Here is a 16,093-nt window from a genome sequence, read left to right on the forward strand (position 1 = left end):
TTCTTCAATCTCTACATTTGAATAGGTGAAATACATACAAAAATCCCTCGTTTTCATTTGATTTACGAGGGATTTTATCGAGATTTTCGCATTTTGTCCATAGACAATTTTGTTTTTCAACAGTATGTAATCTACTAATCTATAGATTAGTAGATTAGGGCTCTTTTTTTTAAGATAAGTATAAATTTTTTGACTTAGTTTTCGTGTCCAGCTCCAGTGCTTTTCTTAAGTGGTTAACCTTAGATGACTTTCATGACATAGACTCCTTTAGCCACATTTCTGTTTCTTTATGCAAGTCTTTCCAAGTGTTTTAAAATTTCATAGGCTAATTTATACTTAATGAAGGTTACACATTATTAGCTGAAATTTCATGTGTAGCCCTATCCTTAAGGACAAGTGAATGAACAGTTTGGCCATGTTAGCATAAAATAGGTTTAAGGTACATTATCGACATAGTCATTTTCTAAAAGTCATCATTATTTAAAACAATTCGAGTAAACCTATCACTTATAAGCGATAATCAGTTCGTTCTCTTATCTGACGTATTAATGCGAGTTTTAGAAAAGCATAATAGACACGCCAGCTTACTCCTAACAAAAGACAAAAGTACGTGATTATTTGACTGAATAATTTTGTTTCTTAAGTAACATTTTTTCTGATAGAATGAAATATAGAATATAAAAATGTCAAATAGATTATAGATACCGATCTTACTGCTTGTTTTGTAATATAATGGAATAAGATCAGTGATTTTGGGTTTTATCGGAGGTGAAATGAATGATTAAGTCTGTAGATAGGGCATTAACAATTATTACACTAGTAAGCAAACATAAAGAAGGTGTAGGTGTAACTGAATTAGCTTCTGATCTTGAAATAAATAAAAGTTCAATATTCAGATTGTTAAGCACACTTGTCAAACATGGATTTATTGAACAAAATCCTGAGACGAAAAAATATCGACTAGGTTATAAATATTTAGAATTAGGTTCAATGCTACTAGAATCCATTGATTTTAGAACTCAGGCAAAACCTTTTCTAGAAGAATTAAATTCGCATATTAATGAAGTGATTCACCTAGTGGTCTATGACCAAGGAGAAGTAGTCTATATTGAAAAAATTGAGGGAAATGAAACTCTCAGAACACATTCACGAGTGGGTAGAAGGGCTCCGTTGCACTGTACAAGTGTTGGTAAAGTCATTTTGGCACATCTTCCAAGTGATGAAATATTAGAACTCATAGATAAGAATGGATTACCAAAACATACTGAACATACAATTACAGATAAAGACGTTTTACTTCAAGAATTGAAAAAGATTAAGGATCAAGGATATGGAACTGAAGTTGAAGAAAACGAGTCAGATATTACTTGTATCGCAGCCCCAATTTTCGATAATCGGAAGAAAATAACTGCAGCAGTTAGTATTTCTGGTCCAAGTATGAGAATGTCAGATGAGAGATTGACTGAAATTAAGCCAATTCTGATTGAGATAGGCAAAAAGATTTCAAGCCGACTCGGATATATAGATAATTAAACAGATTGAATCGAAACGTATTTGACATGTAAAAACTAAGTTTATTTTAAGGCGAATTCTATACGAATCCGTCTTTTTTTTGCTGTTTTCTAAATGATTGTTGTTTTTGGTGGGTAGAAGCCCTAATCAAGGAAAAAAAGCAAAATTGGACAACTTTAAGGGATTTTCGTGACTGATTTCTAAAATATGGAGCCTAGGCGGTCAACTTTAATGTGTTTTCGTGACCGATTTCTGAAATATGGAGCCTTAGCGGACAACTTTAATGTGTTTTCGTGGCCAATTTCTGAAATATGGAGCCGAATCGGTCACTGTTGGTGGCACTCTACATGACAATAGCAACAAAGTTTGCGAAAACAGCCTTCTTTTATAGAAAACTATAAAATTCTCGTACTGCGGATAAGCGCACGACATCCAGTTCCAAGCGCCTAGCCCCTCTTGGGTCTACACAGCCACTTTTGAATTGAAGGCAAAATACACCTTCTATTCAAAACGCCTTATGCTTGCCTTAGGCTGATCAAGGCGCTTCCACTTTTGTCCTTTTCAATAATAAGAATTTTCCGAGGTAGAAAACATGTATAAGTGAAAAAGCGCAGGTAGTCATGATTAAAAGCTTTCTTTAAGAAGGGTAAAACCTGTAGAAGATAATAGAAATGACGTGTGCATTTCTGGGGCCACTGAAAAAGGGATTACTTTGAGAAAGTCATGTGCATATTTATCAATATATAACAAAAAGAAGTTAACCACCTATACAGTAGGTGATTAGCTTTTTTTCTCTTTACATGGACCTTTTTAGTGCCCTCGCATAGAAGGTAAAGTCTATTTGCTAATTCATAAAGTGTATTCTTTTTTGAAAGCGTTCTCTGTTAAAAAAAGAATTTGATAGATTTCAACAAAAAATTATAAAATAATACTTGAAATATTCAGAAAGCGGTGTTAGTATTTAATTACGGAACACAGTTAGCTAATAAGCAACAGATATTAGCCAATAAGCAACAATAATTAAACGATATTTTTTTAATCAAAAATAGAAACGTTGTTGCATAATAAGAAACAAATAGGAGGGTTATTAGTGGCTTTTTCGAAACAAAAGACTGAATTTTATTATGATTTAACTAAGAGTATACGCCGGCACATTGTAAAAATGACGAATCATGCTGGGAGTGGACATCCAGGTGGTTCCTTATCTGCAACAGAACTTTTAGCTGTTCTTTTCAATGACCACATGAACATAGATCCAAAGAACCCAGATTGGGATGATCGTGATTGTTTCTTCCTATCTAAAGGGCATTGTACTCCAGTTTATTATTCTGTATTAGCTGAAAAAGGATTCTTCCCAGTAGAAGAGTTAATGACATTTAGAGATGTAGACGGTAGATTACACGGCCATCCATGTGCAGAACATATTCCTGGTGTTGATATTTCTTCTGGTTCATTAGGCCAAGGTTTATCGGTTGGAAACGGTGTTGCTTTAGCTGCAAAGCTAGATGGAAGCAACAGAAGATCATATGTAATGATCGGTGACGGTGAGCTTCAAGAAGGCCAATTATGGGAAGCAGCAATGACAAGTGCACATTTCAACCTTGATAACGTTTGTGCAATTATCGACTGGAACAAAATCCAACTTGATGATTTTGTAGAAAACGTTAAAGGTCTTAAGAATCTTGGTGACAAATATAGAGCTTTCGGATGGCATGTAATCGAAATTGACGGACATGACATTAACCAAGTAGACGAAGCTTTAAAAGAAGCTAAACGTACGAAAGGTAAACCGACAGCAATCTTAGCTCATACGGTTAAAGGGAAAGGTATTTCTTTCATGGAAGATACACATGACTGGCATGGAATGGCTCCAAATGATGAGCAATTAGAAATCGCTTTAAAGGAGTTGGCATAATATGACTAAAATGGAAGCACCTCGTCAAGGTTTCGCTAACGCGTTAATTAAACTTGGTAAACAACATGAAGATTTAGTAGTTCTTGATGCAGACTGCGCTAAATCAAATATGACAAACTTATTCAAAGCTGAATACCCAAATCGTTTCTTCAATATTGGGATCTCAGAATGTGACATCGTAGGTACTGGAGCAGGTATGGCAGTAGCTGGTAAAGTGCCATTCGTTAATGCTTATGCAAACTTCTTAACTGGTCGTGGGTTCGACCAAATGAGAATTTCAGTATGCTACTCGAACCAAAATGTGAAAATTTGTGGACACAATGCTGGTACTTCAGCTGCTCAAGAAGGAGCAACTCACTTACCACTTGAAGATATTTCATTAATGCGTTCACTTCCACGAATGACTGTAATCGTTCCTGCTGATTCACTTGAAATGGAAAAAGCAGTAGAAGCAGCATACAATTTCGACGGTCCTGTATACCTTCGTGTAGGTAAATTACCTGTACCGATTGTTACTAAACCTGAAGATAAATTTGAAATCGGTAAAGCAATTAAATACCGTGAAGGTTCAGATATTACACTTATTTCAACTGGTATTATGCTAGATGAAACATTCAAAGCTGCTGATGAATTAGAGGCTCTTGGTGTAAGCGCTGAAGTATTACATATTCACACAATTAAACCAATCGATAAAGAAGCTGTGCTTGCTTCAGTTGTAAAAACTAATAAAGTAATCACTGTTGAAGAGCATTCAATCATTGGTGGTTTAGGTAGTGCAGTAGCTGAAGTATTAGCTGAAAATCACCCAGCTGCATTAAGAAGAATTGGTACAAACGACCGCTTCGGTGTATCTGGTAAAATGGATGAGCTTTTAGACTTCTTCGAATTAAGAGCTAGCCGTATCGTGAGAACAGCTAATGAATTATTAGGGGCTAAAGTTACTAACTAATTGTTAATTAGATATAGAAAGGGGGAGGGTTTTTTGACAAACGCAACTCATTATCAAGATATGAAGGATGCATTAGAAAATCCTCTCTTCTCTAAATCAGATGATAGTTTAAGAGGCAAGATCAGAGATCATTTAAAAAAGACAAAACATAAGTTTATCGTTTTAGATGATGATCCAACTGGAGTTCAAACTGTACATGATATTTATGTTATTACGGATTGGAGTAAAGATTGGATAAGAAAAGGCTTATCTGATGAGAGAAGTGTACTTTATATTTTAACAAACACAAGAAGCTACAACGGGGAAAAAGCTGAAAGTATTAATAGAGAGATTGTCAAAAATGTTGTGGCAGTAACGAAAGAAATGGGCATTGACTTCACATTTATTAGTAGAGGTGACTCCACATTAAGAGGACATTATCCACTTGAAATTGATGTGATGCAAGACCAAATGTTGAAATCTGCAAACATTGAGATTTCAGGCCATATAATCGTTCCAGCTTTTTTTGAAGGACATCGTTATACACTTGATAATACACATTATTTAGGAGTAGACGGCAATCTTGTACCTGTTAGTGAAACAGAATTTGCAAACGATTCCGTGTTCGGTTTTAGCACAGCTAATTTACCGGCATGGGTTGAAGAGAAAACGAATGGTGAGGTTAAATCTGACGCAACATTGATTATTTCATTAGAAGATATTCATAATGGCGGAGTAGATAAAGTTTATGAAATTCTGCTTACAGCGAAAGAGAACACTCCTATTATTGTAAATGCTAAATCTTACTATGACTTAGATATTGTATCACTAGCAGTCTTAAAAGCTATTGATTCAGGAAAGCATTTCCTATTTAGAACTGCTGCTTCATTAGTGAAGTCAATTGCTGGTATTAGTGATCGACCTTATTTATCTGCTAATGAAATCGTTGCAGATGATGAAAGTAAAAACAACGGCGGTTTTATTGTTGTCGGTTCACATACAAATAAAACGACTAGTCAAATTAATGAATTAATAAAGAGTTTTCCAATTGAACAAATTGAGATTAATGTTCCTAAAGTTTTAGATGAAGCAACTAGAGCTGAAGAACTAAACCGTGTTTGTCAATTGGTTGATGAAAATATTTCTTCTGGTCGCGATACTCTCGTTTATACAAGTAGGGATGTTATTATCGCAAAAGATAAAGAAGAGAACTTAAAAATTAGTCAATCTGTTTCAGGTTCATTAGTTGAAGTTGTTCAATCATTAAAAGTTAAACCAAAATTTATCATTGCCAAAGGCGGTATAACTTCTAGTGATGTCGCAACTGAAGGTTTGGGAATAAAATATGCAAAAATCTTAGGACAAGCAATTGCCGGTGTTCCAGTATGGTTAACTGGCAGTGAAGCAAAGTTTAAAGATACACCTTATATAGTATTTCCGGGCAATGTTGGGGAAAAAGAATCGATTGCTCAAATCTTTGAAAATATTAAAAACAATCAAAAGGGAGAGATTTAAATGGCTAAACAAAAAATGACTGCTGCAGAATTAATCGCACGATACTTAGAAAAAAGAGGGGTTAAGCATCTTTACGGTGTACCAGGTGCTGCAATTCTTCCATTCTACGATGCAATCAAAGAATTAACGAACATTGAATCGTTTGTTGTTCGTCATGAGCAAACAGGTGCTTTCATGGCTGATGGTTACTCAAGAGCAACAGGTGAAGTTGGTGTGTGTGCCGCGACTTCAGGTCCTGGTGGAACGAACTTCTTAACAGGTCTTTACAGTGCATGGATGGATTCTATCCCAATGATCGCTATCACTGGCCAACAAAAAAATAGTTTAATTGGAACAATGCAATTCCAAGAAGCTCCAATCGTTGAAATGGCTAAGCCTGTTACTAAAGCTTCATACCGTTTAACTGATGGTTCAAAGGCTGCTGAATTTATCCATGAAGCTTGGGTAACAGCTACAACTGGTAGAAAAGGTCCAGTTCTTATTGACTTACCAGTAGACCAACAAAAAGTTGAAATTGAAGTCGATATTGATGCACTTATCGCATCTACTCCAGTAGATAACTTACCACAAGCTACTGACGCTGATATTGAGAAGACGTTAGAACTATTAAAAGATGCTAAGAAACCAGTATTACTTTCTGGCGGTGGGGTTAACCTTGCAAACGCTACAGCTGAATTAAAAGCTTTAGCTGAAGAGCTTCAAATACCTGTTGTAACTTCTGGTATGGGTATGGATACATTCCCTAACGATCATCCATTATTCGCTGGACGTATGGGAACAATGCTTGATACGCCATTCGGTAACAAAACAATTATTGAAGCTGATTTAGTAATCAACCTTGGTGGACGTTTCGCTGACCGATCTACAGGTAATGTTTCTGTATTTGTACAAAACGGTAAGAAAATTATCCACATAAACCTTGATAATAAAGAGATTGGTAAAGTTGTACCAACTGCTTTAGGGATCGTTTCTGATGTAAAAACATTCATGGTTAAACTTACAGAAACGCATAAAGCACTTGGTGCTTATGTAGCTGCAACTGCTGAAGCGGGTACTAAAATCGATTTAAAAGAAGAGCGTGAAAAATGGGCTCGTAAAACTGATTACACATCACTTCCAATCAGACAAGAGCGTGCATTACGCGAACTTCGTGAATTCTTAGATCGCGATGCATTCGTATCACATGACTGCGGTATCAGCCAAATCTGGTCTTGCCAATTATTCGAAACTTACGAACCACGTACTTATTTACTAACTGGTGGAGCAGGTACAATGGGTTGGGGTCTTGGTGCAGCAATGGCAGCGAAACTTGCATTCCCTGAAAGACAAAGTGTAAACATCCTTGGTGACGGAAGCTTAGGTATGTCATTACAAGATATCGCGACAGCTGCAAAACATGATATTCCAGTAATTATTTTCTGCATGAATAACTCATTACTTGGATTAATTCGTCAACAACAAAACTGGTTCTATGATAACCGTCGTATTTCTACAGACTTAGAATATATCAACGAATTATCTGAAGATCAAAATGCACGTGGAATTGATTTCGTTAAAACAGCAGAAGGCATGGGTGTACGTGGCGAACGTGTAACTCATTATGATGATATCAAATCAGCATTACAACGTGCAGTTGATTCAGGCAAACCATATATCATCGAAGTTATTGTAGATGGTGATCCAGAAAAAGCATGCGAATTCTCTAATAACGGTGCAATTAGCGGATTCAAATACTCTAAAGATATCAACTTTTCTTAATAATCATTGCTCTTAATATATGTGAGATTTGAAGCGATGGGTTAATCACCGATTGCTTCAAATCTCGCTAATAAATATCTAATAGTAAGAAAAATGTTATATGTGTTAAGTTGATTGCTACTCAAGTGTGATGAAATGATAAAAAAATTCGAATTATTAAGGGAGGGAAGCCGATCTATCGGCGAATTAATGTCTAATCTTCATAATTCTATGAAAGTCGGAATTGTTCATTTTATGGCTTACCCGGAAACAATGGGTGGAGACGGTCCAACAGTTGAAACAATTAAGAAAATTGTCCAAGATGACTTTTTCTCTGGAATTGAAATTACATCTATTAACAATCTTGAAGATCGTAAAGAGGCAGCTCAAATTCTACAATCTGGTGGAATGACTGTAGGATTTGGTGCACAACCGATTCTATTAAGAAACAAAGGTAACCTTAACTCTTTTGATGAAGCTGAGCGTAGAAGAGCTGTCGATTTAGTTAAAGGTGGAATTGATCAAGCCTACGAATTAAATGCTTCTAAATTTGGTTTCTTAAGTGGTGCTAAACCAGATACTCAACAAGATGTTGCATTACAATTACTAACGGATTCTATCAAAGAATTATGTGAATATGCAAAATCTAAAGGTGATTTAGTCCTTTCACTTGAAACATTTGATGATGAGACAGATAAAAAATGTTTAATCGGTTCGAATGCACTTGCTGTTGAAGTGGCAAAAGAAGTTCGTAAAGTAGATCCTACTTTCGGTTTAATGCTTGATTTAAGTCATTTACCAATGCAACGCGAAACTTCTATTGACGCATTAACTGTTGCTCGTGATTATATTAATCATGCTCATATCGGGAATTGCTATATTAAAGATACTTCTGACCCTGCTTACGGTGATCAGCATCCACGTTTCGGCTATCCAGGAAGTGAAGTTGATGTTCCAGAATTAGCAGAGTACTTACGAGCTCTACTAGAAATTGGTTACATCGGAGAAGGAAATAAGAACATGGTTGCTTTTGAAGTAAAACCTGTAGGTACAGAATCATCAGATATTGTAATTGCACAATCAAAACGTACTCTCGTTGATGCATGGTCATTATTACATTCAAAAAAGGGTCGTTTAGTTAGCCTATCTAAATAGATATTATTTGCATTAATTTAGCGACAAGTATTTTTACTTGTCGCTAATTAATCTAAATTTTAGTTGGTTAATTATTCAGAATTATATATTGTATAGCATCTAACTAGGGTGTTATCATTGTTTAGAAAATAACGAAGTTTTGTAATTAACAATATAAAGTTTTTTTAGATCAAATTGGCAAGGATGTGATTGTTTGGTTAAACTTCAGCAGGACGTTGATGCTAAAAGAATTAGTGCTAGAATCGAAGAACTTGCTACTTGTTCATCTACATCTGTTGGTGTCACAAGACTACCATTTACTGCGGAAAGTACAAAAGCAGAAAAACTAGTCGAAGAGTGGATGAAGGCAGCTGGTATGTCAGTAAGAAAAGATAGCCTTAACAATATAATCGGTCGTTATGAAGGAAAAGATCCTTCAGCTCCAGTCTTAATGATCGGTTCCCATTTAGATAGCGTGATCGAAGCAGGTAAATTTGATGGGATTTTAGGAGTAATAACTGGAATTGAAGTTGTTCAAACTCTTCAAGATAATGGAATTATATTAGACAATCCAATCGAAGTGGTTGGTTTCTGTGATGAGGAAGGAGTAAGATTTCATTCAACTTTCCTTGGAAGTAAGGCAATTGCAGGAACTTTTACTGCTGAAGATTTAGAAAGAGCAGATGAGCAAGGAATAACAATTGCAGAAGCATTAAAAGGAATTGGCATCGCTGACCCTTATGCTTATAAAAACGCTAGTCGTACTCCAGAAGAACTTCTCGCTTATTTAGAACTTCATATCGAACAAGGGCCTGTCCTTGAGAAGAAGAATGAACCTGTTGGTGTAGTTAGTGGGATTGCTGGTGCTACTAGATTTTCTTTTGAAATTATCGGAAAACCTGGACATGCAGGGACAGTTCCTGTTGCGATTAGACAAGATGCACTTTTAGGTGCAAGTGATCTCATATCTTACATTGAGAAAATTGCCATTCAAAATGAACCATTAGTTGCAACGGTTGGTAAACTCACGGTTGGTCCGGGTGCTAGTAATGTTATACCTGGTCTTGTAACAGGAACGCTAGATATCCGTGATTTAAATGTTGAACGTAAACAAAAAGCTATTGATGCTATTTTAACTGAAAGTAAAAGAGTAGCAGAAGCTAGAGGACTTCAAATTACGTTTGACCAAGTCATGGAAGCCGATCCTGTATACTGTAACGAACAAATGATTACATTAATCGAAGAGTCCATTAGTGAGCAAAGTGGAAGCGTTGTCAGACTTGTGAGTGGTGCTGGTCATGATGCAATGGCTATGGCTGATGTAACTAATGTTGCAATGATTTTCGTTCGTTGTAAAGATGGACTTAGTCATCACCCAGACGAATTCGTTACTGTAGAAGATATGGGCGCCGGAGCTAAAGTTCTATACTCCACAGTCATTAAAATAGCTACAAAACAATAACGAATAAGTCAATCTATTAAAAAGAACTTAAATGAAAACTTGTGATTCGATTGTTCGAGTCACAAGTTTTTTCTAACTAGCTAGTTAGAAAGATTTGATATGCGTGTGATAGTTAATCGAAAGCATTTAATCGGTGATATAGAACTTATCACTTGGATCATAATAATGTCTAAAGAAACCTTATTATCAATTAAGGAATAGTAACGAACAATATTTTTAAGAACAGCACTTAATTAAAGGAGGACTTACTTTGAAGCTTGCGTTTATTGGTTTAGGAAATATGGGTTTCCCAATGTCGCGTAATTTAGTAAACGCTGGGTATAGCGTTTATGGTGTAAACAGAAGTAAACAAAGAGAAAACGAGTTTGAGAAAATAGGTGGGTTTGTCGGTAAAACGATTAAAGAACTCGCTAACGAAATGGATGTCATTATGACATGCTTACCTTTACCGAGCGATGTCGAGGATGTTTATCTTGGTGAGGAAGGTTTAATTACACATGGAAGAGAAAATTTAGTGCTAATAGATTTTAGTACGGTCTCACCTAATTTAAATAAAAAGATTAATAATAAAGCAAAAGTAAAAAAAATTGAGTTTCTTGATGCACCCATAAGTGGAGGCACGATAGGGGCAAACGCTGGAACTCTTAGTATTATGGTTGGCGGAGAAAAGACTACATTTGATAAAGTTCTTCCCGTTTTTGATATATTAGGTGAAAATGTTTACCATGTTGGTGATGTAGGTAGTGGTTCAAGTATTAAATTATTAAATCAATATATGGTAAGTGTGCATTCACAGGCTGTCAGTGAGGCTTTTGTTCTTGCAGAAAAGGCAGGAATCAATTTAGAATTACTACATGAAATTTTAAGCGTAAGTTATGCGCAAAGTAAAATATTAACGAGACATTATACAGATTTTATTTCTGTCAATAATTATCAGCCTGGATTTGAATTAGGTTTATTACATAAGGATGTTACAATTGTAAATGAAATGGCAGAAACGTATAATGTTGATCTAGCTTTAGGGGATAAGGTAGTCACCCAACTTAGTGAAGCGCTTGAAGCGGGTCTTGGTAAAGAAGATATGTCAGCGATGATTAAGTTAGTGAGGGAAAAAGTAAAATAAGCTTACAAGAATATTAGTCATACAATAGATGAAATGTCAGAAGCATCCGTTCTCACCTAAAACCGAAAAGCTATTACAAAAATATTGATAGGAAAGATCCAATATGAAATTTAGAACAAAATTATATTTAGGTTTTGGCTTTTTTCTCGCCTTATTTATTGTCCTCTTACTCATTCTTATTATGATGATGAGTCAAATTAATCAAAATATGACTAATACAGTCAAAAACTATGAATACTCAAAGCTAGCTAATACAATTCAAAATTCAGTATATATTAATAGTAGGGAAACTAGGGGCCTCATTGCTAATCCACCTGAAAAACTCAGAAAATCATTTCAAGAACGAAAGGATAAAGCTTTAGCGGATGCTGAAATTGCCATTAAGTCTCTGCTGCAAATAGATAATCGTGAAGAATCTCAGAAATTAGCAAATGAACTTTTAACATTATTAAATAGTTTACGTGAAATTGAGGCTGAAATAAGCCAGCTTAATAGTGAGGGGAAACACCAAGAAGCAATGGAGTTATTTTGGTTCGATAGCTGGAATATTATTGATGCAATGGACAAAGCTGCAGGTGATTTGCAGAAAATACAAGAAAAATCAGTTGAAACGGAATTAAAACGATCAAGCGATACTTATAACTTAGCTGTAATATTAATAGTTGTTTATGCGATTATTGGCTTTTTAGCTTTTATTTTCCTGTTGATATGGATAATGAGAAGTATGACAAAAAATTTAAATCATGTAACATCAATCATGACTTCGGTTACATTTGAAAGTGCCGAAAAGTTACCAAGGATAGAAGTGAAGAGTAAAGATGAAATTGGTGCGATTTCTGTAGCTTATAATAGGATGGCACAAGAGATCGAAGAATATACAAAAAAAGAAAAAGAATTAAAAAATAATGCAGAAGAACAGAGTTGGTTGCAAACTAGAATTGCCAAGATTGCAACGATGTATTCCGGAATAGATCAGTTAGAACAGCTTGCACAGAAGTTAATTACAAAGCTAGCGCCAATGGTTGGTGCTAAATTTGGAATTTTTTATCTTAAGAAGAGAAGTGGGGATGGAGAACGTTTTGAAAAGCTAGCGTCCTATGCAGACAACAATCAGAACATTGGGAAACAAAGCTTTAAATACGGAGAAGGAATTGTTGGTCAATGTGCGTTAGAAAATAAATTAATACAGATTAAGGAAGTACCACATAATTATATTAAGATTACTTCTGGTTTAGGTGATGCAGTTCCAAATTATATTTTAACAATTCCCGTATCTTATGAAGGGGAAGTTCTCGCTGTGATTGAGCTCGCTTCTTTTCATTCTTTTACTGAATTGGAACAAGCTTTATTAAAAGAAGTTATTGGAAATATAGGTATTAATATACAAAGTATCATAAGACAGAATCAAGTGAAAATGCTACTATTAGAATCTCAGTCTTTAACTGAAGAACTGCAAGCTCAATCAGAAGAGCTTAATGTGCAGCAAGAGGAATTAAGAATTGTAAATGAACAATTGGAAAAACAGTATGAACAGTCTGAGCAAAAAACGAAAGAGTTAGAAAAAATAAAAAAAATACTTGAAGAAAAAGCAAATCAACTTTCACTTAGCTCAAAATATAAATCGGAATTCCTTGCTAATATGTCTCATGAACTAAGGACGCCGCTTAATAGCTTACTCATTTTAGCGCAAATATTAGCCAAAAACTCAGAAAATAATTTAACCCAAACACAAATGAAATATGCTAAAACGATTTATTCTTCTGGCAATGATCTATTACATTTAATTAATGACATTTTAGATCTAGCAAAAGTTGAGGCTGGGAAAATGGAAGTTTATTATGCTAAAGTACAAATAGATGAAATTATAAGATTTGTGGAAGAACAATTTAACCATGTTGCACAACAAAAAGGAATTGAGTTTAAGATTGAGTTACAATCTCATTTATCATCATTTATTTGGACGGATAAACAACGTCTACAGCAAATTTTAATGAATTTATTATCAAATGCCTTCAAATTTACAGAGAAAGGCGAAGTCTCTTTATTTATTGGAAGCGAAAAGAGTAATGTCATTGCTGAAAAACAGGTGGATGATGTTGTTACTTTTTCTGTTAAAGATTCAGGAGTGGGGATTTCAATAGAAAACCAGCCTACAATATTTGAGGCTTTCAATCAGGCCGATGGAACTACTAGTCGAAAATATGGTGGCACAGGTTTAGGTCTGTCAATTAGTAGAGAAATTGCCCGTTTGTTGGATGGAGAAATTAAAGTAAGCAGTAGTAAGGGAATAGGAAGCACATTTACTTTATATGTACCTAGTCAAGAACCTCGGATAGAGAAAGAGATTTATAATGCGTTAAATGAAGTAGCTGTTGGTGTTTCGACCGAAAGTGACATACTCTCTGATAAAAACGAACTTGGAAAAGATTATTATGAAGCATATGTAGAGCATTTTGATTCGGAAATGCCGCTCAAAGGTAAAAAAGTTCTAGTTGTAGATGATGATATACGTAATATATTTGCCATTACTACAGCTTTAGAGAGCCGTGAAGTCGAGGTTGATTTTGCGGAAAATGGTAAAGAGGGGATTCAAAAGCTAATCGAGAACCCGACAATTGATCTCATATTAATGGATATTATGATGCCAGAGATGGATGGACTTCAGGCGATTAATGAGATACGAAAAATGGAAGAGTTTAAGGATATCCCGATCATAGTACTTACAGCTAAGGCGATGAAAGATGATAGTAGACAATCTATTGAAGCTGGTGCATCTGACTATATTAGTAAACCGGTGAACATAGAGCAGCTATTCTCGGTAATGAGGGTCTGGCTTTATCCCAGATTAAATAAAAGGTAGTAAACGCTTATTTTAAAGAAACGAAGAGGAATATGTGATTTAGATTAAACTTGAACAATTATACACATGTTTACATGTCCTCTAAGTAATTTTGTAAGGGCTGTCCCATAAGTCAACTTAAGTGACTTATGGGACAGCCCTTTCTTATGCTATAGGAGACTACTGTGGATAAGTGCACGACATCAAGCGCGCTTTTTTTGATTAAAACGCTGCACCTTAAGTGAACGTTGAACGTAAAAGTAAAGCAATGCGTAAATGAAGTGTGTTTTGTGAATCATGAACGGAATAATTTAAAATGTCCTCACATTTTGCAATTCGATATTTGACAGTATTACGATGAACATACAATTTCCTGGCAGTAATCGCAATTTCACAATTGTTATCCAAATATACAAATAATGTATTTACTAAGTCTTCATCATCTCTACTTTTAGGGTATGCCAGTGAGCGCAATGTATTTTCATAAAACTTCCGAAGATCTTTTTCGGGAATTAATCGCATCAGTTCTTTTAATTGCTTTGTTTCGTAAAAGTTTATGAATTTGTTTTGGAACAATGTTTCACCTTGTTTCCATGCATTCACTGCTTCTTCGTAAGTAATCGGAATATAGGTAATGTCATTAAATACGTTGCCGACACCAAATGAAAGTGAAATTTTTAAATGTGAACAAGCTTCATTCTGAAATTCCTTTAGTCTTTCTTCTATTATGCTTTTAATAGGGTCATCAATATTCGTAGGTAATTGCATTAATATGACAAAATAAGCATCCTTCATAAAGACGATGTTTTTTGTATCTATTTTTAAAAATGATTTTTTAAAGAATTTATATAAATAATCGTATAAACTTTTCATAAAATCTGTACTTTTCTGTAAATCTTCTTGCTCATCATTATCAATTTTACATACAATGCAAACATATTTCAGATTGTCGATTAGGCCATGTTGCTTTCCCCTAAGAATCATTTCCTGCTTAGTAGCAATGTTTCCATCAACTAGGGAAGAAAAAAAGTTATTTTGTAGCAAACGACTGTTTTCTTTAATCGCTTCATTTTTAAGTAGCGTGAATGAAATGATTGTTGATGCTTGCTCTATAGCTATTTGTGAAGAAGGATATGCAAGCTTTTCAGGGGAAAAAATAACTAATAAGTATGGATATTGATACATTGTTTTTACTTCGAACATTTTTATCGAAATACTTGAATAGTGTGAATTCTGGATGTCGAGTGTTAGTTCACTTTTTTTATGGTAGTTACCAATATCACTTTTAAGGTGCTCCGCAACATTTTCCATTGCCATTTTCATCGTCTCCGTACGGAAATGGTGGGAAAAGGAAGTAATATCTCCAATAGGATCAAGTAGAAGAACTGGACATTTTAATAAAGATCCAAGGTTTTCGATTAAAGAATGTAAGCTGTAGCCTTTTATCATCATATTAGTAAATTTCTTGTGCACATGGATCGCATAATATAATTCTTCAATCTTATTATCCCATAGGAAGCTTAATAATTGGTGAGCAACCATACCTAATGTTAGCGACGCTGGAATTTGGATAATTGGAAAATTTAGCGAATTAGCTAAGTCAATTACTTCTTGCGGAATTTTATCAATAAACCTTTTTAGTTTTATAGCAATACCTGCACAGGAGCGTTCATTAATTTGTGAAATAAGATTACATAATGTACGAGGGTCGTCTTTAAAGGCATACCCTGTTGTTAATAATAGGGAGTTCTCAGCCAAAAAATGACTAACATCAGGTGTTTCTGAAATCTCTATTGACTCTACTTCTCTAGTAAGTCCGGCATGACCAGCAATAATTTTTGCTTCTTGTAATACATCCACGATAAATAAATCTTCAACTTTTTTCATCATACACCTCTATATCAATCTTTTAGCCATTTTATTTTACG

Annotated in this window: 10 protein-coding genes; 9 read left to right on the forward strand and 1 reads right to left on the reverse strand. The window is 34.9% G+C overall.

Going from position 1 to position 16,093, the window contains the following annotated elements:
* Nucleotides 1–777 precede the first annotated feature (777 nt).
* The 9 genes from K9V48_RS10615 to K9V48_RS10655 all read left to right on the forward strand — a co-directional run bounded on the left by K9V48_RS10615 (nt 778) and on the right by K9V48_RS10655 (nt 14,186).
* Entirely contained in the window at nt 778–1,533 is a 756-nt protein-coding gene (locus K9V48_RS10615; protein ID WP_224138982.1) for an IclR family transcriptional regulator, read from the forward strand.
* A gap of 1,069 nt (nt 1,534–2,602) precedes the next feature.
* Nucleotides 2,603–3,427: a transketolase gene (locus K9V48_RS10620; protein ID WP_224138983.1), complete on the forward strand. Its 825-nt coding sequence runs from the start codon at nt 2,603–2,605 to the stop codon at nt 3,425–3,427.
* A 1-nt stretch (nt 3,428) separates the two neighbouring features.
* Nucleotides 3,429–4,376, forward strand: coding sequence for a transketolase family protein (locus K9V48_RS10625; protein WP_224138984.1), 948 nt, complete (start codon nt 3,429–3,431; stop codon nt 4,374–4,376).
* Nucleotides 4,377–4,409: 33 nt separating this feature from the next.
* Nucleotides 4,410–5,870, forward strand: coding sequence for a four-carbon acid sugar kinase family protein (locus K9V48_RS10630; protein ID WP_224138985.1), 1,461 nt, complete (start codon nt 4,410–4,412; stop codon nt 5,868–5,870).
* Nucleotides 5,871–7,628: a thiamine pyrophosphate-binding protein gene (locus K9V48_RS10635; protein ID WP_224138986.1), complete on the forward strand. Its 1,758-nt coding sequence runs from the start codon at nt 5,871–5,873 to the stop codon at nt 7,626–7,628.
* 135 nt (nt 7,629–7,763) lie between these two features.
* Entirely contained in the window at nt 7,764–8,762 is a 999-nt protein-coding gene (locus tag K9V48_RS10640; RefSeq protein ID WP_224138987.1) for a sugar phosphate isomerase/epimerase family protein, read from the forward strand.
* A 193-nt stretch (nt 8,763–8,955) separates the two neighbouring features.
* A complete protein-coding gene (locus tag K9V48_RS10645) occupies nt 8,956–10,203 on the forward strand; it encodes an allantoate amidohydrolase (RefSeq protein WP_224138988.1) in 1,248 nt (415 codons plus the stop codon).
* Nucleotides 10,204–10,453: 250 nt separating this feature from the next.
* Nucleotides 10,454–11,326 carry an NAD(P)-dependent oxidoreductase gene (locus tag K9V48_RS10650; RefSeq protein WP_224138989.1) on the forward strand — a complete coding sequence of 291 codons (873 nt, stop codon included), beginning with the start codon at nt 10,454–10,456 and terminating at the stop codon, nt 11,324–11,326.
* 103 nt (nt 11,327–11,429) lie between these two features.
* Nucleotides 11,430–14,186, forward strand: coding sequence for a response regulator (locus tag K9V48_RS10655; RefSeq protein WP_224138990.1), 2,757 nt, complete (start codon nt 11,430–11,432; stop codon nt 14,184–14,186).
* Nucleotides 14,187–14,402: 216 nt separating this feature from the next.
* Here K9V48_RS10655 and K9V48_RS10660 read toward each other — a convergent pair whose 3' ends face one another.
* Nucleotides 14,403–16,052, reverse strand: a complete 1,650-nt coding sequence (locus tag K9V48_RS10660) for a PucR family transcriptional regulator (RefSeq protein WP_224138991.1) — start codon at nt 16,050–16,052, stop codon at nt 14,403–14,405.
* Nucleotides 16,053–16,093 lie beyond the last annotated feature (41 nt).

It is taken from the genome of Metabacillus rhizolycopersici (assembly GCF_020075705.1).

Excerpts from the sequence above, each read along its gene's own strand:
- K9V48_RS10660 (WP_224138991.1), bottom strand. The coding sequence starts at position 16,052 with ATGAAAAAAGTTGAAGATTTATTTATCGTGGATGTATTACAAGAAGCA.
- K9V48_RS10615 (WP_224138982.1), top strand. The coding sequence starts at position 778 with ATGATTAAGTCTGTAGATAGGGCATTAACAATTATTACACTAGTAAGC.
- K9V48_RS10655 (WP_224138990.1), top strand. The coding sequence starts at position 11,430 with ATGAAATTTAGAACAAAATTATATTTAGGTTTTGGCTTTTTTCTCGCC.
- K9V48_RS10640 (WP_224138987.1), top strand. The coding sequence starts at position 7,764 with ATGATAAAAAAATTCGAATTATTAAGGGAGGGAAGCCGATCTATCGGC.
- K9V48_RS10625 (WP_224138984.1), top strand. The coding sequence starts at position 3,429 with ATGACTAAAATGGAAGCACCTCGTCAAGGTTTCGCTAACGCGTTAATT.
- K9V48_RS10635 (WP_224138986.1), top strand. The coding sequence starts at position 5,871 with ATGGCTAAACAAAAAATGACTGCTGCAGAATTAATCGCACGATACTTA.